This is a genomic window from Dickeya sp. CFBP 2040, assembly GCF_012273755.1.
Classification (GTDB): Bacteria; Pseudomonadota; Gammaproteobacteria; order Enterobacterales; family Enterobacteriaceae; genus Dickeya; species Dickeya poaceiphila.
Map to the genome: position 1 here is coordinate 95,955 of NZ_JAAVXH010000056.1, position 22,285 is coordinate 118,239.

Annotated in this window: 23 protein-coding genes and 1 other RNA gene; 10 read left to right on the top strand and 14 right to left on the bottom strand. The window is 52.5% G+C overall.

Translation table 11 applies throughout. The features are described 5' to 3' along the window. Positions 1–91 precede the first annotated feature (91 nt). The 6 genes from Dpoa2040_RS07745 to Dpoa2040_RS07770 form a co-directional block, all read right to left on the bottom strand. Positions 92–1,516, bottom strand: a complete 1,425-nt coding sequence (locus Dpoa2040_RS07745) for an ATP-binding protein (protein WP_168640906.1) — start codon at positions 1,514–1,516, stop codon at positions 92–94. Between the two features lie 2 nt (positions 1,517–1,518). Continuing rightward, a complete protein-coding gene (locus tag Dpoa2040_RS07750; RefSeq protein WP_042873787.1) occupies positions 1,519–2,199 on the bottom strand; it encodes a response regulator transcription factor in 681 nt (226 codons plus the stop codon). Positions 2,200–2,512: 313 nt separating this feature from the next. Beyond that, a complete protein-coding gene (cysM, locus tag Dpoa2040_RS07755; protein ID WP_168640907.1) occupies positions 2,513–3,394 on the bottom strand; it encodes a cysteine synthase CysM in 882 nt (293 codons plus the stop codon). A 91-nt stretch (positions 3,395–3,485) separates the two neighbouring features. Further along, positions 3,486–4,385, bottom strand: a complete 900-nt coding sequence (locus tag Dpoa2040_RS07760; RefSeq protein WP_168640908.1) for a Dyp-type peroxidase — start codon at positions 4,383–4,385, stop codon at positions 3,486–3,488. A 214-nt stretch (positions 4,386–4,599) separates the two neighbouring features. Continuing rightward, the gene (locus tag Dpoa2040_RS07765; RefSeq protein ID WP_168640909.1) at positions 4,600–5,895 is read right to left on the bottom strand and encodes a cytosine permease; all 1,296 of its coding nucleotides are present in this window, start codon (positions 5,893–5,895) and stop codon (positions 4,600–4,602) included. Between the two features lie 14 nt (positions 5,896–5,909). Then, a complete protein-coding gene (locus Dpoa2040_RS07770) occupies positions 5,910–6,587 on the bottom strand; it encodes a helix-turn-helix transcriptional regulator (RefSeq protein ID WP_371810591.1) in 678 nt (225 codons plus the stop codon). Positions 6,588–6,886: 299 nt separating this feature from the next. On the opposite strand from Dpoa2040_RS07770, the gene Dpoa2040_RS07775 reads away from it, so the two are divergent. After that, positions 6,887–7,174 (top strand): helix-turn-helix transcriptional regulator, encoded by a 288-nt coding sequence (locus Dpoa2040_RS07775; RefSeq protein ID WP_168640911.1) that lies wholly within the window; start codon positions 6,887–6,889, stop codon positions 7,172–7,174. A 181-nt stretch (positions 7,175–7,355) separates the two neighbouring features. On the opposite strand, the gene Dpoa2040_RS07780 is transcribed toward Dpoa2040_RS07775, so the two are convergent. Together Dpoa2040_RS07780 and Dpoa2040_RS07785 are read right to left on the bottom strand one after the other, a co-directional pair. Next, positions 7,356–7,946: an RpoE-regulated lipoprotein gene (locus tag Dpoa2040_RS07780; RefSeq protein WP_168640912.1), complete on the bottom strand. Its 591-nt coding sequence runs from the start codon at positions 7,944–7,946 to the stop codon at positions 7,356–7,358. A 262-nt stretch (positions 7,947–8,208) separates the two neighbouring features. After that, positions 8,209–8,634 (bottom strand): GNAT family acetyltransferase, encoded by a 426-nt coding sequence (locus Dpoa2040_RS07785; RefSeq protein ID WP_012770957.1) that lies wholly within the window; start codon positions 8,632–8,634, stop codon positions 8,209–8,211. Positions 8,635–8,862: 228 nt separating this feature from the next. Between Dpoa2040_RS07785 and hemF the strand changes: the two genes are divergently transcribed. Together hemF and Dpoa2040_RS07795 are read left to right on the top strand one after the other, a co-directional pair. Beyond that, a complete protein-coding gene (gene hemF, locus Dpoa2040_RS07790) occupies positions 8,863–9,801 on the top strand; it encodes an oxygen-dependent coproporphyrinogen oxidase (protein WP_168640913.1) in 939 nt (312 codons plus the stop codon). Continuing rightward, positions 9,798–10,247, top strand: coding sequence for a YaiI/YqxD family protein (locus Dpoa2040_RS07795; protein ID WP_168640914.1), 450 nt, complete (start codon positions 9,798–9,800; stop codon positions 10,245–10,247). Before hemF ends, Dpoa2040_RS07795 begins: the two co-directional genes overlap by 4 nt. Before the next feature lie 67 nt (positions 10,248–10,314). Here the strand turns inward: Dpoa2040_RS07795 and maeB are convergent, their stop codons facing one another. From maeB to grpE, 4 genes are all read right to left on the bottom strand, one after another. Continuing rightward, the gene (gene maeB / locus Dpoa2040_RS07800; RefSeq protein ID WP_168640915.1) at positions 10,315–12,594 is read right to left on the bottom strand and encodes an NADP-dependent oxaloacetate-decarboxylating malate dehydrogenase; all 2,280 of its coding nucleotides are present in this window, start codon (positions 12,592–12,594) and stop codon (positions 10,315–10,317) included. A gap of 308 nt (positions 12,595–12,902) precedes the next feature. After that, a complete protein-coding gene (gene nudK, locus Dpoa2040_RS07805) occupies positions 12,903–13,487 on the bottom strand; it encodes a GDP-mannose pyrophosphatase NudK (RefSeq protein WP_042868759.1) in 585 nt (194 codons plus the stop codon). Positions 13,488–13,633: 146 nt separating this feature from the next. Then, on the bottom strand, positions 13,634–14,869 hold the full coding sequence (locus tag Dpoa2040_RS07810; RefSeq protein ID WP_042868758.1) for an Nramp family divalent metal transporter: 1,236 nt from the start codon (positions 14,867–14,869) through the stop codon (positions 13,634–13,636). Positions 14,870–15,236: 367 nt separating this feature from the next. Next, positions 15,237–15,824, bottom strand: a complete 588-nt coding sequence (gene grpE / locus Dpoa2040_RS07815; protein WP_042873786.1) for a nucleotide exchange factor GrpE — start codon at positions 15,822–15,824, stop codon at positions 15,237–15,239. A gap of 153 nt (positions 15,825–15,977) precedes the next feature. On the opposite strand from grpE, the gene nadK reads away from it, so the two are divergent. The 3 genes from nadK (at position 15,978) to bamE (ending at position 19,057) form a co-directional block, all read left to right on the top strand. Next, positions 15,978–16,856: an NAD(+) kinase gene (nadK, locus tag Dpoa2040_RS07820; RefSeq protein WP_042868756.1), complete on the top strand. Its 879-nt coding sequence runs from the start codon at positions 15,978–15,980 to the stop codon at positions 16,854–16,856. 83 nt (positions 16,857–16,939) lie between these two features. Continuing rightward, entirely contained in the window at positions 16,940–18,601 is a 1,662-nt protein-coding gene (gene recN / locus Dpoa2040_RS07825) for a DNA repair protein RecN (RefSeq protein ID WP_168640916.1), read from the top strand. A 111-nt stretch (positions 18,602–18,712) separates the two neighbouring features. Next, the gene (gene bamE, locus Dpoa2040_RS07830; RefSeq protein ID WP_168640917.1) at positions 18,713–19,057 is read left to right on the top strand and encodes an outer membrane protein assembly factor BamE; all 345 of its coding nucleotides are present in this window, start codon (positions 18,713–18,715) and stop codon (positions 19,055–19,057) included. A gap of 57 nt (positions 19,058–19,114) precedes the next feature. On the opposite strand, the gene Dpoa2040_RS07835 is transcribed toward bamE, so the two are convergent. After that, a complete protein-coding gene (locus tag Dpoa2040_RS07835; RefSeq protein WP_042868750.1) occupies positions 19,115–19,408 on the bottom strand; it encodes an RnfH family protein in 294 nt (97 codons plus the stop codon). Continuing rightward, positions 19,401–19,835, bottom strand: coding sequence for a type II toxin-antitoxin system RatA family toxin (locus Dpoa2040_RS07840; RefSeq protein WP_042868748.1), 435 nt, complete (start codon positions 19,833–19,835; stop codon positions 19,401–19,403). The genes Dpoa2040_RS07835 and Dpoa2040_RS07840 overlap by 8 nt, the downstream gene beginning before the upstream one ends. A 155-nt stretch (positions 19,836–19,990) precedes the next feature. Here Dpoa2040_RS07840 and smpB point away from each other — a divergent pair, with 155 nt between their 5' ends. The 4 genes from smpB to Dpoa2040_RS07860 all read left to right on the top strand — a co-directional run bounded on the left by smpB (position 19,991) and on the right by Dpoa2040_RS07860 (position 21,944). Then, positions 19,991–20,473 (top strand): SsrA-binding protein SmpB, encoded by a 483-nt coding sequence (gene smpB, locus Dpoa2040_RS07845; protein WP_016942314.1) that lies wholly within the window; start codon positions 19,991–19,993, stop codon positions 20,471–20,473. Positions 20,474–20,523: 50 nt separating this feature from the next. Further along, positions 20,524–20,887, top strand: a transfer-messenger RNA (tmRNA) gene (gene ssrA / locus Dpoa2040_RS07850). Between the two features lie 507 nt (positions 20,888–21,394). After that, entirely contained in the window at positions 21,395–21,658 is a 264-nt protein-coding gene (locus Dpoa2040_RS07855) for a plasmid stabilization protein (RefSeq protein WP_168640918.1), read from the top strand. After that, the gene (locus Dpoa2040_RS07860; protein ID WP_168640919.1) at positions 21,648–21,944 is read left to right on the top strand and encodes a type II toxin-antitoxin system RelE/ParE family toxin; all 297 of its coding nucleotides are present in this window, start codon (positions 21,648–21,650) and stop codon (positions 21,942–21,944) included. Before Dpoa2040_RS07855 ends, Dpoa2040_RS07860 begins: the two co-directional genes overlap by 11 nt. Positions 21,945–22,285 lie beyond the last annotated feature (341 nt).

The following is a 22,285-nucleotide window of genomic DNA, read 5'->3' on the forward strand; positions in this document are numbered from 1 at the left end:
TACCATGAAAAACGGCACCTGCGCGGGTGCCGTTTTGATTTATCAGGTCATGATTCCCACCGTCATTACATGCTGCGCGCTATCCTGCGAATTACTGCCAGCGAGGAATACAGATACGGATCTGCAACCCTCCCTGAGCACGATTCTCCGCTTCAATACGACCGCCGTGGGCTACCACTGCCTTGCGGGCAATAGCCAATCCCAGCCCATACCCTTTGCCCGACTGCGGTGAATCGATGCGCATGAAAGGGTCAAAAATGCTGGAGAGTTTACTGGCTTCCACTCCCGGCCCGCTGTCTGCCACATCGATGTACCACTCTTTATCATCACGGGACTTATCATCACGAGACAACGTAACCAGTACCTGCTGGCCACGCGAAGAGAAACGCAGCGCATTGCGGATGATGTTATCCAACGCATGTCGCATTAATTCCGCCGAGCCTTTGACGGTATAGTCATCGTAATCGCCGGCGCTAAGCGCAATCTCCACCCCCGGCACTTGCGCTTCGTAGCGCGCATCGTTAACGACTGCACTCACCAGACCAAGCAGGTCGAAATACTCTTCGTTATTAACGGCGTTGTTTTCCGCGCGGGACAGCGTCAGCACTTCGCCAATCATCTTATCCATACGCTCCGCTTCACGTTCGATGCGCTGCAATGCATTTTCTACGTTATCCGGATTCTGACGCGCCAGCCCTATCGCCAACTGTAACCGTGCCAGCGGTGATCGCAATTCGTGGGACACATCGTGCAGTAGTTGTTCCCGCGCGCTCACCAGTATCGACAAACGGCTAACCATGGCGTCAAAGTCGCGTGCCACATCACCTATCTCATCATGGCGACGCCGCATTGACGGATAAAGCCGTATCGACAAATCTCCCTGTGCGACCCGTTCAAAACTGGCTCGCAACCGGCTGAGCGGACGCGACAGATTCCACGCCAGCATACCGCTGAATAGCAACCCACCCAGCGCGCCAATCCAGATCATCGGCGGCGGCAAATGAAGAAAAAACGGCAACGGCTCTGGGCCGTTCTTCGGCATTAAATCTTGCTGTAAGCGCATAGTATTGAAGAGCACTCGATAGCGCTGCCCATCAGGCCCCTCCACTACTTGTAGCGATGCTGCATCCGGCCAGTCCGTCACGTCACCCGGCACCGGTCCGAACCCCAGCAGTCCCAACTGCGCTGGCAGCTCTCGCGGCCTTTCTGATTGCGGTAATGGTTGGTGATTTATCGCAGTGGCGTGCTGATTGTCGCTGAGTACCGAGACATTGATATAACCGCGTTCACTCTTAGGCCAATCGGCCAGAGTTCGCTCCAGTTCCGCCATGCCGCCCTGACGTAACGCTTTTGTCGCCAGCGCCATTTGTAGCGACATGATATGTCTTCCTATACGCACTTCCGGCGGTTCATCACGCCTGCCGTAAAATGAGAATCCGACCCACAATAATTGTGAAATGACGAAAAACGTCAGCCACAACCCAAGCAGAATCTTCCAGAACAACCGTCCATGCATGATTAACGAATCCGGTATCCAACGCTGCGCACCGTCTCAATGATCAGATTACACCCTTTCAGCGCGGCCAGCTTTTGACGGATATTACTAATGTGCACATCGACGCTGCGATCATACGCTTCACGGCGGCGCCCCAGACACTTCTCCGACAACTCATCCTTGGTCACTACCCGCTCGGACGAGCGCATCAGCAACTCCAGCAAGTTGAACTCCGACGCAGTAAGATCAAATGCCTGCCCACGCCATTCACTGGTGCGGGTAAAAGAGCAGATCGCCAGTTCACCATAGATCACCATCCCGGTGTCCTTGCTTTTTCCCGACTTATCCTCATAACGGCGCAACACCGCACGCAGGCGCGCCACCAATTCTCGCGGGTAGCACGGCTTTGGCACATAATCGTCCGCACCCATTTCCAGCCCGATCACGCGATCAATATTATCGCCTCTGGCCGTCAACATAATGATGGGAATCGAGCAGTTACGGCGCACCTGTCGCAGTACGTCAATTCCGCTCATATCAGGCAGCATGATGTCCAAAATCATCGCGGTGTACTGATCGGACATGGCGCCGTCCACCCCTTCTTTGCCGCTCATCACCTGTGAAGTACTGAACCCTTCTGCCGTAAGGTATTCACACAGCATGTGTCCCAGTTCAGCGTCATCGTCTACCAGTAAAATTTTCATACTGTCATTCCCATACATTGCTACCGCTCCTATTGTCAGGGCTGGTTGCAATCTGCGCAGCACCATTTACGGAATCCTTACCTTTCACTATGCAAAACATAACGAATGTGAAAGGGGATAGTGAGCATGATGCTGTCAGTGTCGGCAGGCGCGATAACCAGTTAGGGCAATAGCGTGACATTCGTGATATGCCGCTACCTCAATGGTAGTCGCATTCTTGCGCAACAGCCTGAATGGGCGCCATTCTAAGCGTCGTCCCAAGCCGTCGGCATACGGAAACGCGAGTAAGCGCATACACGCTAACATGCAGGCGTTAGCCAAACACGCCAGTGGAGAGATAACGATCACCTCGGTCACATACCACGGTGACGATCAGACGGCCTGGCTGTTCGGCAGCGATGCGCAGCGCGCCAGCCACCGCACCGCCAGAGCTGACGCCGCAGAACACCCCCTCTACTCGCGCCAGCTGCTGCATGGTGGTTTCCGCCTCTTGCTGCGACATATCCATAATCCGGTCCACCAGTTGTGGCTGAAAAACACCCGGCATATAGTCAGGCGACCAACGACGAATTCCCGGAATCTGGCTACCGTCCTGCGGTTGCAGGCCAACAGTGCAGACCTTATCACTCTGGCTTTTCAGGTAACGGCTGACACCGGTGATAGTACCGGTGGTTCCCATGCAGGAAACGAAATGGGTAAGTCGCCCCTGCGTTTGCTGCCAGATTTCCGGGCCGGTAGTGGTGAAATGCGCCAGCGGGTTGTCTGGGTTATTGAACTGATCGAGCAGCGTCCCCTCCCCCGCCTGCGCCATCTGTCTGGCCAGATCGCGTGCACCTTCCATCCCCTGTTGTTGGCTGACCAGCAGCAATTCCGCACCATAAGCGCGCATCGCGGCCTGCCGTTCCTGACTCATGTTTTCCGGCATCAGCAACCGCAACCGGTAGCCTTTCATCGCCGCCACCATCGCCAGCGCGATACCGGTATTGCCGCTGGTAGCCTCAATCAGCGTATCGCCTGGTACTATCTCGCCCCGGCGCTCCGCCTGCTGAATCATCGACAACGCCGCGCGGTCCTTCACCGAACCGGCTGGATTATTGCCCTCCAGCTTCAGCCAGATTTCGCTGCCGGTGTGCTGAGCCAGACGTTGTAATTTAATCAGCGGCGTATTGCCGACGCACTGTTCAAGCGTGGTCACATTTTCTCTCCGCACGACGTCAGGCGACGCCAAAAAAACAGGCACCGCGGTGCAGTGCCTGTCTGTCGTTCTGTAACAAAAACGGATTCTGTTATAGCGATAATAAACGATCAAGAGAAGGGGCAAAAAAGTAACTGCCGCTGACCGCACGGGTAAAGCGCAACATCTCGTCACGTTTGCCGTCACGGTCGCCAAACATGCTCAGCAATTGCTGTTCAATGTTGTAAAGTCGGGCACAGTAAGCCGCGAAATAGAGACCGTGCTTGCCGCTGGCGGTGCCGTAAGGCAGGCTCTGACGCAGAATTTTCAACCCTTTGCCGTCTTCTTTGAGGTCAACACGGCTCAGGTGCGACGTCACTGGCCGCGACTCGGACGACAACTCGTCATTGTCTTGTTTGGTGCGACCAATCATCTGTTCCTGCTGTTCCACGCTCATACGGTTCAACTGGCGCAGATTGTGCTCCCAGCGCTGAACAAACACATAACTGCCGCCTTCGCCAGCCTGACCGTCCGGTACAATGGCGACGTCACGCCGGGCATCACCCTGCGGGTTTTCGGTGCCATCGACAAAACCGCTCAAATCACGGTCCTCCACCCAGCGAAAGCCGTGAGTTTCCTCTTCAATATTGATGGTGTTGCCGAACGCCGCCAGCACCGCCTGTGCCAGTGAAAAATTAACATCATGGCGCAGCGACTGGATGTGAATCAGCATGTCGCGCTGCGTGGCAGGTGCCAGCCCGTTGCCCAGCGGGGTGAAGGGTTTGAGTTCCTGCGCACTGTTGTCGCAATCCAGCTCACGCCAGACGTCGTAGCCAAAAGCGATTACCGCGCCAAGCCCGGCGTCAGGGAAACGCTGCTGCAACTCGCCCAGTGCCTGACAAAATTTCTTGCAGCCCTGGCGGATGGCATCAAATTCTCCCTGTACCATAGCCTCCATGAAGATGGCAAAACGGCGATGCTCCAGCAAAATACCGCTTTGAATTTGTGTCATCTGTTGCTTCCTCACTCGGTGCAGTTTCTCTCGCGCCGGCAAGCCATGCCGGGCTGCTATCTCAAGGCTGCTATACAATAAAACGAGGCGTGACCAGCACGCCCCAATCTATTTACATGATATCAGACGATGTTGACGATAACAGGATAACCTTACCAATAACGGTGGAAAACGCAGGTAACTGTTTTTGCAACAATGCTCAGAAGCAGGCAGATTACCTGCCACCTGGGGGTTTCGCTGCCGGTAACGTCACCTTGATCACCCAATACAACACACTGGCTGCCAGCAACGAATTCAGCGCCGGAATCCCCCATTCAGTAAACAACCCTATGGCACTTCCTGCCAGGCTGGCAATCATCGCCGCCCAACCAACAGATGGCGTGCTGTCTGCCCCTGGCAATTCGCCATGCTGACGGCTCTCATCCAGCAGCCTCCGGCTGGTACGCAGAATATAGTAATCCACCAGCATGACGCCGATCACCGGCGGGAAAAACACCCCCAGCAAGGTCAGAAAATCCACAAACCGATCCAGAATGCCGATCACCGACAGAAAAGTACCGATAAAACCAATCAGCAGGGTGATAGACTTGTAACTCAACTTTCTGCCCGTGATGCCTTCCACCGCATTGGCAATGCCCAGCGACGAGGAATACAGATTGATGTCATTGATGCGCAAGGTAGAGAAAATCACGGTAATCAGCCCGATACCGCCAGCTGTCTGCGACATAATCGTCACGATGTCGGCAGTATTCAGCGCACGGGCAATCAGAATCGCCAGCCCATTTACGATAAACTCGCCGACAATAATCGACAGTATCGTGATCCAGAAAACATGCCGTCCGCGGCGAGAATAACGCGTCATATCAGGGGTAATCAGGCTCGCTACAATACAACCGCCGACCACCATGGTTGCCCCGGCGCTCACTGAAATAGCCTCGCCAGACACGCTTTTTTGCAGCAGTTCAGTCATATTGTGGCCGGTCAGCGTCATGGTAGAAATATAACCCACCACCATGATAAACAGCGGTACTGCGATTCGTGCGGTATAACGCAGCGCACTGAAACCAAAGGTAACCAGCAACGTCAGCGCGCCACCGGAAAGGGCTGCCGACCAGCCGAACCCCAACCGGTCACCCAACGCAAAATTCAGTGATTTGGCAAACACCGCGTTTTGTACGCCGAACCAACCCAGCAGGCTGACGGCGATAATGGCACCGATAAACACCGCGCCGATCCGACCAAAACCACACCAGCGCGCCAGCAAACTACCGGACAACCCCTCCTTCATGCCGGCGTACCCCAGCCCCAGCGTGACGACACCGAAAATCGCGCTGCCGATGGCAATCGCCAGAAAAGCCTCACCGAGTGTCATTGAATGCCCTAATACTGCCCCCAGCATAAATTGGTCCAGAGCGGTGAGCATACCGATATGGACCAACGCCACATTAAAGAAAGGCAACCGGACCGATGCCGGAACCCGACTTACCGGATAATCATCAATGTTTTCCATTACATCGATCCTTGCTAGAGAAATAAAATGCCTTTAGTCAGCAATGCGTGCGGTATAAAACTGTCAAATCCACGTTGATAGCAAAATTCTTCAAACTGATTGAACGAATGCACACCCGCTTTTTGGTACATATTTTGTATTCTGTTCTCAATCGTTCTGTTGGACAGGTTGAACTGTTTCGCTATTTCCTTGCTGGAAAAACGCCGTAACACCAGAAAAAGCGTGTCCAACTCAGCACGAGTAAAAAGATCGGTCGTTATTTCCGTTCTCAATATGCTTGGCTTACGCTTATCAATATGGATCAGCGGCGATAATGTACTCATTGGCCGGGCATTCCACAAAATCCCAACACATTCTTTTGCAACATTAAAAATAGGCATTTTTTCACTGATAAATGGCGACAGCTCCGTTTTGCCAAACCAATAATGGGTTTCTATCACGGTAACCCGCTCAGCACAGACTTCTGTACGACGATCATGCTCGATAAATTTCTCCGATAATTCCGCCCAGGCTATCGGAAATTCTTCATCGAACTTTCCCTCAATATCAAAATTCGCTGGCGTATTGGTGTAGCTATACGCTGGTGTGTTCATATACACGTGACGAGAGGTAATATCTTTTATTCCCCATGGTTCATTCAGCCCGTCCAACAAGGGAATAAACGCACGGAAATAATCTTGCGAGTCATTCATTGCAAACAACATCCTGTATGTAAACCCTTCACCAAAAACAAACCACAAAATAATTAACAAGATAATTAATTCACTTCATAATTCATCGAAAATAATATTTTGTGAAAAATAAATTTCGTTAATTATTAGCAACCATTCAAAAGTTATCGAACTATATCATCACCTAACATTTTCCTATGATATAGCTAATTTTTTTAAATGAAATTTAAATCAAGAGTATTTTTTACCTATAGAAGTGTGTAATAGTAAATGTATGTCACAAAAGAATAGTAATCAGCCACAGCCATCGAGGATAGAAAATGCGTTCAAGGAGAAAAGACTGGCATTCAGCAGATATCATTGCCGCGCTGAGGAAAAAAGGTACATCTTTATCAGCGGTATCACGGCAATCAGGATTAAGCTCTTCTACGCTGGCGAACGCGCTATACCGACCGTGGCCGAAAGGAGAATTGCTGATAGCCAACGCATTAGGGGTTAAGCCAGAGGAAATATGGCCCAGCCGTTATTATGATCCTGAAACCGATACATGGGTTGATCGTCAAAAACTGATGCGCAATTCGTCCAATAAATCACAGCCATCAGCCTGAACATCTGCCGCACAGACAGAGATAATTCGCCATGTCATATGACTACACAAAGCGTGATAAAAATGGCGATGAGAAAAAATAAGCTAGCCAATCATCAGGAGATTGGTTGCATGGCGTACAAAAAACAGCTACAGACGCCGGGATAACACTATCCCGGCTCTGAATGCACCACTAATATTGATTATTCCCGTCCCTGTGCGTGCCAGACAATCTTGCTGACTTTCCAGTTCCTGAGAATATCATCAGATGGCATCAATCCTTCCGGGCCGCTCCAGTCGCCGGAAAACAGGTAGCTGACGTGTTTACCTTGTGGCGCCACACACTCCACGCTGCGGGCATCCGCGCCCTGTCCCGGCTGACAGACGCCAAATGCTTTGCTGTAAAGTGAACTGAATTCATCGCCGATTTTCACCCCCCACTCGCTGGCAATAGCCTTGTCCATCACCGCTACCTGCTTCACCTGGCCTTTTGGCACGCCGCTGATTTCCAGCCTGACGCTGTCATCCTTGAGCGCTTCATAGATCGATACCAATTTGCCGTTGCGGGTTTCCATGCCGCCACGCAGGCGATAATCACCGTTCAACGCGTTGTCCAGCGCTGACTCCAGCATAGGCGTCGCAGCGTTGATTTCGCCGACACCGGCGTCTGACACCGTCAGACGATGGCCGAACCAATTGAATGGTGACAAACTGGACCAGGAAAAACCGGATAAGGTGCTGCACCCTGCCAGCAACAACGGGAAAACCAAAAACAACGGACGCACTTTTGTCACTCTCGACTCCTCAACATAAAACGGTACCGGCACACAGATGCCGCCAAGATTACCATTGTTCGGGCTGACCGGGAAAAACTTCGCCCTGGAAAAGGCGTTCCGCAGGGAAGGCCATCCCGGCAGCAACAAGGGAACGAACATCGGAACAGAGCAGTGAGTACCTGCTGGCGGGGAACGGCAATTCCGGCATCAAACAGGGAGGGAACTACGCGAAGTTTCTCAGGCACCGTTGGCAGCGCACAACGGTGCCAAATGGGAACGATCAATACTCCTGGTCTTCAATCAGGCGCTTGCCCAGCGTAATGCTATCGACCATGTCGTAATTCATCTTTTCATACATACTGATGACAGCGGTGTTGCTCTGACGCACCATCAGGTGGATCTTCGGGCAGCCGCGCGCGATCAATTTTTTTTCCAAACGACTGATCAACGCATTGGCAATGCCGCGACCACGATAATCAGGATGCACCCCCAGATAGTAGGCTGAACCACGGTGGCCGTCATATCCGCCCATCACCGAACCGACCACCTCACCGCCCACTTCCGCTACCAGAAACAGGTCAGGATCATGATTAAGCTTACGCTCAATATCCATCTCCGGGTCATTCCAGGGACGCAGCAAATCGCAGCGTTCCCAAAGGGTGATCACTTCTTCAAAGTCATCTTGCCTGAATATGCGGATTTCCATCACGGCTCGCCATCTAGAGTTAACAGGTCAATGTTGATTATCCCGCGATTCATCACAGACGCAATAACACTTTTCAGCAATAGCCGACAATCCATATCTGCGACGGACAATTCATGCCTGCAACAATTCCGGCAATGGGTGAACTGCCGAATTTCGATATACTAAGACAGAATAAGCCCAGGCTGGATGACGCCCAACCAGCCTTTCAACATCATGATAAGGGATATTATGAGTGCACCTGATATCAACGCGATCAAGCAATTTCTGCTCACACTACAGGACACCCTGTGCCGGCAACTGGAACTGACCGATGGCAACGCCACCTTTATTGAAGATGCCTGGCAACATGTTTCCGGCGGTGGCGGGCGCAGCCGTGTTTTGCGTCAGGGGCAGGTATTCGAACAGGCTGGGGTGAATTTCTCTCACGTTTCCGGCGCCTCGTTGCCGTCCTCAGCCAGCACCCACCGCCCGGAACTGGCTGGGCGCAGCTTTCAGGCGATGGGCGTTTCGCTGGTGATTCACCCGCTCAATCCGTATGTGCCAACCAGCCACGCGAACGTGCGCTTCTTCATCGCCGAAAAGCCGGGCGAACCCGCTGTATGGTGGTTTGGCGGCGGTTTTGATCTCACCCCGTACTACGGTTTCGAAGACGACGCTATCCACTGGCATCAAACCGCTTTTGATCTGTGCCAACCGTTCGGTGATGACGTCTACCCGCGCTACAAGCAATGGTGCGACGATTACTTCTTCCTCAAACATCGCAACGAAGCACGTGGCGTTGGCGGTCTGTTCTTCGACGATCTCAACACGCCGGACTTCGACACCAGCTTCGCTTTCATGCGTGCGGTGGGCGAAGGGTTCCAGCAGGCGTATCTGCCAATCGTCAATCGCCGAAAAGACATTCCGTGGGGCGAGCGGGAACGCCAGTTCCAGCTTTATCGTCGTGGGCGCTATGTAGAGTTTAATCTGGTGTGGGACCGGGGCACGTTGTTCGGCCTGCAAAGCGGCGGGCGCACTGAGTCGATCCTCATGTCGATGCCGCCGCTGGTGCGCTGGGAATACCGGTATCAACCGGAACCAGACAGCCCGGAAGCGGCATTATACCGCGACTTTTTACCCGCACGTGACTGGCTTGGGCTGGCTACACAGCCGGAGCCACGAGGATGACCGCCATTTGGGTGGATGCCGACGCCTGCCCCAACGTCATTAAAGAAGTGCTATACCGCGCCGCTGATCGCACTGCAACCCGCCTGACGCTGGTCGCCAACCAGCCTCTCAAAACGCCGCCTTCGCCACACATCCATAGCCTGCGCGTCGCCGCGGGATTTGATGTGGTGGATAACGAAATCGTGCGCCGCGTTCAGCCGGGCGATCTAGTGATCACTGCCGATATTCCGCTCGCCGCCGAAGTGTTGGCAAAACAAGCGGTCGCACTCAACCCGCGCGGTGAACGTTACACTCTGGATACCATACGCGAACGGCTGACCATGCGGGATTTCATGGATACGTTACGCGCCAGCGGCGTGCAAACCGGCGGCCCGGCTGCATTAAACCAACGAGATCGCCAGCAGTTTGCCAACGAGCTGGATAAGTGGCTGCGCCAGCAGGCGTAAAAAAACCGGCAGGGTAACCTGCCGGTTTGGTCTTTTCATCTCAGCAATATGTCAGCAATACGCCACATTACAGCGGCGCAGTCTGCGCTTCCACCACCGCCAGCGCCACCATATTAACGATGCGACGCACAGAGGCAATCGGCGTCAAAATATGCACCGGTTTAGCCACGCCCATCAGCACCGGCCCGACAGTCACACCTTCAGAAGAAGAGACACGCAACAGGTTGTAGCTGATGCGGGCGGCTTCCATGTTCGGCATGATCAGGATATTGGCCGCGCCTTTCAGCGGACTGTCCGGCATCTGCTCACGGCGAATGGCTTCCACCAGCGCAGCGTCGCCGTGCATTTCGCCATCAATCTGCAGTTCTGGTGCCATCTTATTCACCAGCTCCAGCGTGGCGCGCATTTTCTTCGCGGTTGGCGAATCTGAGGTGCCAAAACTGGAGTGCGACAGCAACGCCACTTTGGGTTCGATACCAAAACGACGCACGGTAGTAGCCGCCATCAGAGTAATTTCCGCCAGTTGCTCCGGGGTCGGATCCGGATTGACGTAAGTGTCTGCGATAAAGGTGTTGCCGCTTGGCAGCAGCAACGCGTTCATCGCCCCCGCGACATGTACGCCATCACAGTAACCGAGCACTTTCTCCACCACGCTGAAATGCTCGTCATAGTTACCAACCGTACCGCAGATCATCGCATCCGCTTCGCCGCGGTGAACCATGATGGAACCGATCAGAGTCGGGTTGCCACGCATGTCGCGTTGGGCCTGTTCCTGAGACACGCCACGGCGCTTCATCATCTCAAAATACTCGGTCCAGTATGCCTTGAAGCGTGGGTCGGATTCGTTGTTCACCACTTCAAAATCTTTGCCGATAGCTATCTGTAATCCCAACTTCTGGATACGTTTCTCGATCACACTCGGACGACCAATCAACACCGGGAACGCCAGCCCCAGCGACACCATCTCCTGCGTGGCGTGCAGCACGCGCGGATCTTCCCCTTCCGCCAGCACCACACGCTTCGGCTGAGTACGGGCCTGAGAGAAGACAGGCTTCATGAACAGGTTGGTTTTGTAGACAAACTGCGTCAGTTTCTCGATGTAATCATCGAAGTTTTCAATTGGGCGGGTCGCCACGCCGGATTCCATCGCCGCTTTCGCTACCGCCGGCGCAATCTTGATGATAAGACGCGGGTCGAACGGTTTAGGGATCAGATATTCCGGCCCGAAGGAGAGATCCTGATCGCCATAGGCAGACGCCACCACTTCGCTCTGCTCCGCCAACGCCAAATCAGCAATGGCGTGCACACAGGCCAGCTTCATCTCTTCATTGATGGTCGTCGCCCCTACGTCCAGCGCACCGCGGAAAATGAACGGGAAGCACAACACGTTGTTGACCTGGTTCGGGTAGTCGGAACGGCCAGTGCACACAATGGCATCCGGGCGCACTTCTTTTACCAGCGGCGGCAGAATTTCCGGTTCCGGATTAGCCAACGCCATAATCAGTGGACGCGGCGCCATGGTTTTTACCATCTCCTGCGTCAGCACGCCTGGGCCGGAACAACCCAGGAAAATATCCGCGTTCGGAATAACATCGGCCAATGAACGGCTGCCGTTATCATCAATAGCATATACCGCCTTGGTTTCCGCCATGTTGGCTTCGCGGCCTTTGTAGATAACGCCACGGGAATCGCACACCACGATGTTTTCGTGCTTCAAACCCAGCGCCACCAGCAGGTTCAGGCAGGCAATGGATGCCGCGCCCGCGCCCGACACCACCAGCCGGACGTCGGCAATTTGTTTTTCCACCACACGCAAACCATTCAGCACTGCTGCGGTACAGATAATCGCGGTGCCGTGCTGGTCGTCATGGAATACCGGAATTTTCATGCGCTCACGTAGCTTCTGTTCGATGTAGAAGCACTCCGGCGCTTTGATATCTTCCAGATTGATACCACCGAAGGTCGGCTCCAGCGCCGCGATCACATCGATAAGCTTGTCCGGGTCCTGCTCATCCACTTCGATATCAAACACATCGACGCCAGAAAACTTCTTGAACAGCACCCCTTTGCCTTCCATTACCGGCTTGCCGGCCAGCGCACCGATGTTGCCCAACCCAAGCACTGCGGTACCGTTGGAGATCACCGCGACCAGATTGCCGCGCGCGGTATATTTGTAAGCAGCCAGGGGGTCTTGCGCAATTTCCAGACAAGGCGCAGCAACACCCGGAGAATAAGCCAATGCCAGATCACGCTGGGTTGCCAGCGGTTTGGTCGGGGAGACCTGGATTTTTCCCGGCACCGGATATTGATGGAAATCCAGTGCGCTTTGCTTAAGTTGTTCATCCATAGCTAATTACCTTATTTTATCGCTTTGTTAGTAGGGCAGCAGGTCACCCAGTGTATCGTGTCTGTGATTTGCGAAACCATGAAGCATTACAAAATCCGCGCCGGAATACCGCTTAATATAATTAATTAATGAGATTGAAACTCACTCACCTCAGCGAGCGCTTTCCCGATATATATACCCTAAATAATGCGAGTTACAGGAAGGATCAGTCAGAGCGGCAACGTTGCAAATGTACTCCCACATAAGCAACAAGGGGCCAAATTGGCCCCTTGTTATCGACATCATCAACTTACGGTTTTATCGTGCGGTTAACGTGCGTTGGCAAACCAGCCATTAATCTGTGCGTGCTGCAATAACATAATGGTTTTGCCATCTTTAATGCGGCCATCTCTGACCATGGTCATCGCCTCACTAAACGGCAACTCCAGCACTTCGATATCTTCATCTTCCACACCCCCACCAGAAGTGCGTTTTTGCGTATCATCATATTCCGCAGCGAAAAAATGCAGCAATTCGGTTACACCACCCGGCGACATATAAGCCTCAAACAGCTTTTCCACTTCACCGATCCGGTAGCCGGTTTCTTCGATAGCCTCATTACGGATACACTGTTCCGGCGACTGATCATCAAGCAGACCGGCACAGGCTTCCAGCAGCATCCCGCTGTCGTTACCGTTTAGATACGTCGGCATACGGAACTGACGCGTCAACACCACCGTGCCTTTTACCCGGTTATACAGCAAGATGGTCGCACCGTTACCACGGTCATACACTTCGCGCATCTGGCGCACCATGCCGCCATTCTTCCGCTTCAAATCGAACACATATTTATGCAATACAAACCAGTGATCAGATAACAGCTTCTTCTCAACGATAGTAATCGGCACCGACATAATTGCATCTCTGTATCAAAAATCAGCTTCAGATAATAGGCCGGGCATCGACGAATTGCACGTAATCATCAGTGAAAGCAGAAAAGTCGTAACCACAAAAAGCAAACGCCCCCGACTAGCGGAGGCGCAACGAAGAACGCGTCAAGTCATCCCAGCAGCGTATCGATAACCAGATACAGATTGAGCGCAATCACCATACAGACGATCACCTTGCCGGTGTTCTGTACCCAGCGACTGTTCACCAGGCATCCCATCAGGTCGCGGTTACCGGTAAACACCAGCAATGGAATCAACGCCAACGCAATGCCGAAGCTCAACAATACCTGGCTTAACACCAGCACCCTGGTCGGGTTCATACCGGACAGAATCACAATAAAAGATGGCAACATAGTCACAACGCGGCGAATCCACAGCGGAATATGAAAACGCACAAACCCCTGCATCACCACCTGACCGGCCAGCGTCCCCACTACGGTGGACGACAACCCCGCCACCACCAGGCTCAGGCCAAAAATAGTCGCCGCCGCCTGCCCCAGCAACGGTTTCAGCGTCAGATACGCCTGATCCAGTTCAGCAATCGAGGTATTGCCGCTAAAGTGAAACGCCGCCGCCGCTGTCGCCATCATGGCCAGATTCACGAACCCGGCGATAGTCATAGCCACTGCAACATCTACCTTGGTAGCGGAATAACGCTCGGCACGGGTTATATGGCTCTGCTGCTGCGTCAGAGACGAATGCAGATAAATGACATGCGGCATGATAGTCGCACCCAGCACGCCGGCAGCCAGCAACACCGCATCAGAATTAGGCAAACTGGGCACAACCATCCCCTTCGCCAGAGAAGCCAGCTCCGGGCGGGAGAAAATCAACTCAACAATGTAGGCCGCCGCAACGAATAACAGTAAGCCGCCAATCACCATCTCCAGTGGTTTTTGCCCACGCTGCTGTAATGTCAGGATCAAGAACGTGGCAATTCCGGTGAGGATTGCCCCCTCCAGCAACGACACGCCAAGCAATAACTTAAAACCAATTGCCGCGCCGATAAATTCAGCAAGATCCGTCGCCATAGCGATGATCTCGGCTTGTATCCAGTAGGCCCAGACAACAGGTTTCGGGAAACGATCACGAATATGCTCCGCCAGATTCTTGCCGGTTGCGATACCCAGTTTGGCAGAGAGTAATTGGATCAACATCGCCATCAGGTTGGCCCAAACCACCACCCACAGCAACTGATAGCCATACGCCGCGCCCGACTGAATATTGGTAGCAAAATTACCGGGATCGATATAACCGATCGCCGCGATAAAGGCCGGCCCCATCAACGAAAGCTTGAGCTTTCTTGATGTTCGGCTGACTGATTCCACTACACGACTCCCCGGCATATGAGTACCCCTTCTGACGCTACTGTTTTATGACTATCGCAAAAATGATAATGATTATCAACTGCATTTATAGTGAAAGAAGTGATTACTCTGATAGGTATTGACGATGCTTTTGTCTGACAGACAGCACACATTTTAATACGAAGAGACTAACAAAATACAAACAAAAAAACGACTAATGAATAATCACCCCAATAAAGCACTTTACACAATACCACACAAATAAAACATTTAAGCAACAAGAGCCATTTATTAACAACAGAGTGGGAACAGAGAAGAAGGTCAGGGTAACAATGAAAGGAAAGATATGATGAAACACCCCAGGAAGGAACCCATTGGCTACTTCCTGGAGGGCAACAGAAAGAGGTTACTCTTTGGCTTTGGAGACGGCAACCATCGCCGGACGCAACAAGCGACCATTCAAGGTATAACCCTTCTGCATCACCATCATCACATGGTTAGGCGCATGATCGGCAGATTCGATCAGGGTCATAGCCTGATGAACATCCGGATTAAACGGTACATTCACTTCTGCCACCACCTCAATGCCAAATTTGCTCACGGCAGAAAGCATCGCTTTGAGCGTCAGTTCAACCCCTTCGATCATGCCGGACAGCGCCTCATTGGATTTGTCCGCCATTTCCAGCGCACGCTCCAGGTTATCAATCACCGGCAGTATTTCACTCGCAAATTTCTCCAACGCGAATTTATGTGCCTTTTCCACATCCAGTTCGGCACGACGACGAATGTTCTCCATTTCGGCGCGGGCACGCAGTGCGCTTTCACGCTCGCGCTGCTGAAGTTCGTTCAGTTGCGCTTCCAATTCTGCGATACGTTCATCACGCGGGTCAGCGACATCCGTCGTCTCTGGCACGGCATCCGCTTGCTGACCTTGCGCTGTTTCCTTTTGATCCAAGACTTGCTCGTCAGGCGACTTCTGTTCTTTACTACTCATGAAAATCTCCGCGTTTTTCGCATTCATCTCGCTAGTTCGCTTATTATGGGGATCAAAACCGGGGTTTCAAGGGAATCACTCACATATTATTGGTCTGATTATCGGTCCAAAAACCGTGAGCTGCCGGTGTTCTTATGAGGATAACGCACCCAAATGAACAGATCGTTTAACTGCATTGGCATTGTTGGTCATCCACGTCACCCACATGCCTTGACCACCCATGAAATGCTGTATCACTGGCTACGCGCACAGGATTACGCCGTCGTAGTCGAACAACAGATTGCCCGCGAACTGCAATTAACAGACGCCATGACCGGCAGCTTGTCGGACATCGGTCAGCAGGCAGACCTGGCGGTGGTGGTCGGCGGCGACGGCAACATGCTGGGCGCCGCACGGGTGCTGTCTCGCTACGATATCAACGTTATCGGCGTTAACCGCGGTAATCTCGGCTTCCTCACCGATCTCGACCCGGATCATACTCAGCAACAGTTGAGCGAAGTGCTGGCCGGTCGCTACATTCGTGAACAACGCTTTATGCTGGAAGCACAAGTGTGCCGTGCCAACCATCCCAACAGTAGCAGCACCGCCATCAACGAGGTCGTGCTTCATCCCGGCAAGGTAGCACATATGATTGAATTTGAAGTCTATATTGACGACAAATTCGCTTTCTCCCAGCGCTCTGACGGTCTGATTATCTCCACCCCTACCGGCTCTACCGCTTACTCGTTATCCGGCGGCGGCCCGATACTGACCCCATCATTGGATGCGATTGCCCTGGTGCCGATGTTCCCACACACCTTGTCGGCTCGCCCACTGGTGATCAACAGCAGCAGTTCCATCCGGCTAAAATTTTCCCACATCACTCAGGACCTGGAAATCAGCTGCGACAGTCAGATTTCACTGCCGGTTCAGGAGGGTGAAGAAGTGCGTATCCAGCGCAGCAAGCATCAACTAAACTTAATTCATCCTGAAAATTACAGCTATTTCAATACATTGAGCAGCAAACTCGGTTGGTCTAAAAAATTATTCTAAAAGTGGCGCTTGCTACTTTACTGTACAAAAAACCAGTCTATACTGTATTTAATAACAGTTGTTGTTACATACAGGACACTATCATGCTGGCGCAACTCACAATCAGTAATTTCGCCATTGTGCGCGAACTGGAAATTGATTTTCAGGCAGGGATGAGCGTCATTACCGGTGAAACCGGGGCGGGAAAATCCATTGCCATTGATGCTCTCGGCCTTTGTTTGGGTAATCGCTCTGACGCCAATATGGTACGTCCCGGCGCCAGTCGAGCCGACATTTGCGCCCGTTTTTCACTGACGGATACGCCAACTGCGTTACACTGGCTGGAGCACAATCAGCTTGATGACAACAACGAATGCCTGCTGCGCCGCGTCATCAGCGCAGACGGTCGCTCCCGTGCGTTCATCAATGGTACGGCTGTGCCGTTGTCGCAATTACGCGAACTCGGCCAGCACCTGATTCAGCTCCACGGCCAGCACGCTCACCAGTTACTGCTCAAACCGGAACATCAACGTCACCTGTTGGATGCCTACGCCGACGAATCACAACTGCTCTGTGCCATGCGTCAAATCTGGCAACAGTGGCACCAAAGCTGCCGCGAACTGGCGCAACACCAGCAAGCAACCATCGAACGGGAAGCACGCCGGGAATTGCTGCAATATCAGCTCAAAGAACTCAATGAGTTTGCTCCTCAGTCGGGCGAATACGAGCAGATAGACGCAGAATACAAGCGACTCGCCAACAGCGGACAATTGATGTCGCTCAGCCAGCAGACACTGCAGATTCTCAGCGAAGATGAAGACCAGAATGTGCTTGGCATGTTGCACAGCGCCAAACATCAGTTGTCAGAGTTGGTCAGTATGGATGAGAAACTCTCTGGCGTGTTTTCCATGCTGGAAGAGGCCAGCATTCACATTAGCGAGGCCAGTGATGAGCTGCGCCATTACTGTGACCAAATGGATCTGGATCCTATCCGGCTGTACGAACTGGAGCAGCGCCTGTCACGTCAGTTAACGCTGGCACGTAAACACCATGTGACACCGGAAGAACTACCTGCATTTCATCAACAGTTGTTACAGGAACAGCACTTGCTGGAACAGCAAGAAAGCGATCATGAAACCCTGAACCGTGCGGTACAGGAATTTCATCAGCAGGCTCTGCACGTGGCCGAACAGCTTCACATCCGGCGCCGCCAACACGCCAGCGAACTGGCGCACATGATCACGACCAATATGCATGAACTGGCGATGCCGCACGGCCATTTCACTATTGAGGTGACTTTCAACCCTGATTCGCTGACGGCTACCGGTGCCGACCACATCGAATTCTGCGTCACCACCAACCCTGGCCAGCCACATCAACCACTGGTCAAAGTGGCTTCGGGAGGGGAGCTGTCTCGTATCGCACTCATTATTCAGGTCATCACCGCTCGCAAGATGGACACACCAGCGCTGATTTTCGACGAAGTTGACGTGGGTATCAGCGGTCCGACTGCGGCGATTGTCGGCAAAATGTTACGTCAGCTCGGCCAATCGACTCAGGTGATGTGCGTCACCCACCTGCCTCAGGTGGCAGGATGTGGTCACCACCATTACTTTGTCAGCAAACACACTGACGGCGCAGAAACAGAAACCCTGATGACACCGCTGGGCAAACGCGAACGTCTGCAGGAACTGGCACGTCTGCTCGGCGGTTCGGCGGTTACCAAAAACACGCTGGCAAACGCCAGAGAATTGCTTGCAGCCTAGTGAGGATCAACTTTTTCGAATTCCCGCGGTCTTACAGACGTCTTGCAGGTTTTCAAGTCAGGCAAGGTCTATTATCATCTGCAACCTATGCCCTTAAGGAATGTAATCACTATGCGCTGTAAAACGCTGACTGTCGTCGCCGCGGTGGTTGTTGCTATGTTAACCGCCGGTTGTTCCACGTTGGAACGTATAGTCTATCGGCCTGACATCAATCAGGGGAATTACCTGGCCTCTGCTGACGTTGCCAAAATCCATATCGGAATGACCAAACAACAGGTCATCTACACGCTGGGTACCCCCATGATGCAGGACCCGTTTGGTTCAGATACCTGGTATTACGTCTTCCGTCAGCAGCCGGGGCACGAAGCGGTGAAACAGCAAACGTTGATTCTGACTTTCAATAGTCAGGGAATACTGGCTAATGTGGACAACAAGCCCTCGTTGCAGGCACAGTAAGTGGACAGGCACGGCGAAGTTTACCCTTCTCTCGACTGCACAAAAAAACAAGGCACGTTACCGTGCCTTGTTTTTTGAGCGCTCCGCACGCTGACGGCGCAACTCTTTAGGGTCAGCTTGCAGTGGCCGATAAATCTCCACCCGGTCGCCATCACTGAGTATGTCGTTCAGTTTCGCTGGACGACTAAAAATACCGATTTTATTGACGTCAAGATCGATATCCGGACGCAAAGCCAGTAAGCCTGATGCCTGAATAGCCTGTTCAGCCGTACTCCCAGCCGCCAATGTCAACGGGCGCAAATACTGGCGTTCCGGCAAGGCATAGACGACTTCGACACGAATCTCAGGCACAATAGACCTCTTTGGCGCGCTGGGTGAATGCCTGTACCATACTGTTGGCCAATTCTTTGAAAATCTTACCAAATGCCATTTCGATCAACGCATTCTTAAATTCGAAATCCAGATTCAGTTCAACCTTACAGGCATCGTCACTCAACGGCGTAAAACGCCAGTCGCCGCTTAATTGACGGAACGGACCATCCACCAGTTGCATTAAAATACATTGGTTATCAATAAGCGTATTGCGGGTAGTGAATGTCTTGCTGATACCGGCTTTTGACACATCAACCGCCGCCGTCATTTCACTCACAGAGGAAGACAACACCCGGCTACCAGTGCATCCAGGCAAAAAAGCCGGATAAGACGAAACATCATTCACTAATTTATACATCTGCTCGGCACTGAACGGGACCAGCGCAGACCGGCTGATTTTAGGCATACAATTTTCCGTGATTCATAAAACGCGCAAAATCATACCATCGATAAACAGCCAGACAACAATTCTGCGAGGAACATCGCACCTGTTCATAAAGAACAGCATGAACCCTGGCGAGGGATTTCATTCACGGCGACAACTAGTATAATGGCGTCACTATGACAAAGAAAAAAGCACATAAACCCGGTTCTGCCACCATTGCGCTCAACAAGCGCGCTCGCCATGAATACTTCATAGAAGAAGAGATTGAAGCGGGGCTGGCTCTTCAGGGGTGGGAAGTCAAATCACTGCGTGCAGGTAAAGCCAACATCAGCGACAGCTATGTGCTGATGCGTGATGGCGAAGCCTACCTGTTTGGTGCCACGTTTACCCCGCTGCACGGCGCTTCCAGCCATGTGGTCTGCGACCCGACTCGAACCCGCAAGCTGCTGCTAAACCAGCGCGAGCTGGATTCGCTCTATGGTCGCGTCAACCGCGAGGGTTACACAGTTGTAGCGCTGTCACTGTACTGGAAAAACGCCTGGTGCAAAGTCAAGATCGGCGTTGCCAAAGGTAAGAAAGAGCACGATAAGCGCGACGACATCAAAGAGCGCGAATGGAAGCTGGATAAAGCGCGTATCATGAAAAACGCGGCCCGTTAACGGCTGCTAGCGTCGCTACCCATCTTTCTGTTATAATAGCAAAATATCTTGGGGCTGATTCTGGATTCGACGGGATTCGCGAAACCCAAGGTGCATGCCGAGGGGCGGTTGGCCTCGTAAAAAGCCGCAAAAAAATAGTCGCAAACGACGAAACTTACGCAGTAGCAGCTTAATAACCTGCTTACAGCCCTCTCTCCCCAGCCTCCGCTCTTAGGACGGGGATCAAGAGAGGTCAAACCTAAAAGAGATCGCGTGGATGCCCTGCCTGGGGTTGAAGCGTTAAATCCAATCAGGCTAGTTTGTTAGTGGCGTGTCTGTCCGCAGCTGGCAAGCGAATGCAAAGACCAGACTAAGCATGTAGTACCGACGGCGTAGGAATTTCGGACGGGGGTTCAACTCCCCCCAGCTCCACCAAATTTGATAGGACAGCAGCAGGACAACGTCTTTAAATACAACCAATTAAAGACACAGACCTGACAGTGACTGGACTATAAAAGGACTAAATTATGCACGTGAACTGCACGTGCATTTCATATGTCTACCGACACCCTCTGAGTCGCAATCAGGGGTTTCTATTTGTAATAAAATGAAATAAAAAAATCCTGTACTTCTATCCTTACCCGCATCCAGTGCTGCCCTTTACCATGCCGGAATACCTTTCTCTATCCATTGGCAGGATCGTCTACCGGAACAGGTGTCAACAACACCGCCTAATGACCGCTTTGGGGGGTGCGGATGTTTTCCGGGACTGGCTGCCACAGACCACCAGTCCCGGAACGGAAACCAGAAGCAACAAATCCCCCCCTAGATGATCGGGAACAGGTTTCGTCCAGGGAAACATCTAATGCTATCATACAGCCAGAAGAAGAGTTCTCTCTTGCTGCCTCTGACCAGTAACAAACGATAGATGGAGAACACCTCATGAATAGCACTACGCACTACGAAAACGCTAACTTCCTGCGCGAACTAGCAGAAAGCCTGCACCGTATTCTGCCGGAAGGTAGTGCGGATAAGGCCGCACTATTGCAACGCCTCGCTAACGAAGAACTGGCGCAGGCCGAATACGACGAACAGGTACGCGCAAAGGTGGCAGCAGCCCGCGCCGACAAACGACCAGGGATGAATACTGCACAGTTGCGACAGCGGCTACAGGCGCGTTATCAGGAACTGCGCGATGACCTATGAAATCTGGCGACCAGTCGCAGCCGAGGATATGGCGGCTTTGTTTGAGTACGTGGCAGAAAACGCATCTCTCTGGGATGCCAGGAATGTGACAGAGCGCCTGATCGCTGCAACCGAGCGCCTAGCAGAATACCCTCGCCTGTATGAAACCGACGAACGCTATGGCGAAAGCGTTCGCCGTATTAGTCTACTTGGCCAACATGTGCTTTACGAAGTAAATGATGAAATCCAGCGGGTAAATATCTTGGCGGTTGTTGGCCAACGTCAGAACCCCAAATTAGTGGTCTGAGTGGCCTAGCGTACGCTGTCTCCCTCTTTTTTGTTTACGTCTTTCCCTCAAATTCGGTTCGCCAAATGTTCAACGACGCTATCTGCGCCCACGAGAAGAGTATGACCAGTGCCATGCATCGAACCGGATAAGCGTGTTGCGTATGGTCGGGCGGACATGGATCACCATTACGATGGTGGAGCTGGAGCGATCACTGCGGCAGAAAACCTATAACGGACCAACTTTGGGGAACGGCTGGTGTCGTCGTGATAAGTAAATGCTCCATTAGAGGGCCAGACTTCACTTCCCCGTACTGGAGCATTAACTATGAAAAATACCCATCCTCTTGAGGGCGTTGTTGG

What these genes read in the sequence shown, in the direction of transcription:
- Dpoa2040_RS07745 (WP_168640906.1), bottom strand. Translation starts at nt 1,516, where the DNA reads ATGCATGGACGGTTGTTCTGGAAGATTCTGCTTGGGTTGTGGCTGACG.
- Dpoa2040_RS07750 (WP_042873787.1), bottom strand. Translation starts at nt 2,199, where the DNA reads ATGAAAATTTTACTGGTAGACGATGACGCTGAACTGGGACACATGCTG.
- Dpoa2040_RS07760 (WP_168640908.1), bottom strand. Translation starts at nt 4,385, where the DNA reads ATGACACAAATTCAAAGCGGTATTTTGCTGGAGCATCGCCGTTTTGCC.
- Dpoa2040_RS07765 (WP_168640909.1), bottom strand. Translation starts at nt 5,895, where the DNA reads ATGGAAAACATTGATGATTATCCGGTAAGTCGGGTTCCGGCATCGGTC.
- Dpoa2040_RS07770 (WP_371810591.1), bottom strand. Translation starts at nt 6,587, where the DNA reads ATGAATGACTCGCAAGATTATTTCCGTGCGTTTATTCCCTTGTTGGAC.
- Dpoa2040_RS07775 (WP_168640911.1), top strand. Translation starts at nt 6,887, where the DNA reads ATGCGTTCAAGGAGAAAAGACTGGCATTCAGCAGATATCATTGCCGCG.
- Dpoa2040_RS07785 (WP_012770957.1), bottom strand. Translation starts at nt 8,634, where the DNA reads ATGGAAATCCGCATATTCAGGCAAGATGACTTTGAAGAAGTGATCACC.
- hemF (WP_168640913.1), top strand. Translation starts at nt 8,863, where the DNA reads ATGAGTGCACCTGATATCAACGCGATCAAGCAATTTCTGCTCACACTA.
- Dpoa2040_RS07795 (WP_168640914.1), top strand. Translation starts at nt 9,798, where the DNA reads ATGACCGCCATTTGGGTGGATGCCGACGCCTGCCCCAACGTCATTAAA.
- maeB (WP_168640915.1), bottom strand. Translation starts at nt 12,594, where the DNA reads ATGGATGAACAACTTAAGCAAAGCGCACTGGATTTCCATCAATATCCG.
- nudK (WP_042868759.1), bottom strand. Translation starts at nt 13,487, where the DNA reads ATGTCGGTGCCGATTACTATCGTTGAGAAGAAGCTGTTATCTGATCAC.
- Dpoa2040_RS07810 (WP_042868758.1), bottom strand. Translation starts at nt 14,869, where the DNA reads ATGCCGGGGAGTCGTGTAGTGGAATCAGTCAGCCGAACATCAAGAAAG.
- grpE (WP_042873786.1), bottom strand. Translation starts at nt 15,824, where the DNA reads ATGAGTAGTAAAGAACAGAAGTCGCCTGACGAGCAAGTCTTGGATCAA.
- nadK (WP_042868756.1), top strand. Translation starts at nt 15,978, where the DNA reads ATGAACAGATCGTTTAACTGCATTGGCATTGTTGGTCATCCACGTCAC.
- recN (WP_168640916.1), top strand. Translation starts at nt 16,940, where the DNA reads ATGCTGGCGCAACTCACAATCAGTAATTTCGCCATTGTGCGCGAACTG.
- bamE (WP_168640917.1), top strand. Translation starts at nt 18,713, where the DNA reads ATGCGCTGTAAAACGCTGACTGTCGTCGCCGCGGTGGTTGTTGCTATG.
- Dpoa2040_RS07840 (WP_042868748.1), bottom strand. Translation starts at nt 19,835, where the DNA reads ATGCCTAAAATCAGCCGGTCTGCGCTGGTCCCGTTCAGTGCCGAGCAG.
- smpB (WP_016942314.1), top strand. Translation starts at nt 19,991, where the DNA reads ATGACAAAGAAAAAAGCACATAAACCCGGTTCTGCCACCATTGCGCTC.
- Dpoa2040_RS07855 (WP_168640918.1), top strand. Translation starts at nt 21,395, where the DNA reads ATGAATAGCACTACGCACTACGAAAACGCTAACTTCCTGCGCGAACTA.
- Dpoa2040_RS07860 (WP_168640919.1), top strand. Translation starts at nt 21,648, where the DNA reads ATGACCTATGAAATCTGGCGACCAGTCGCAGCCGAGGATATGGCGGCT.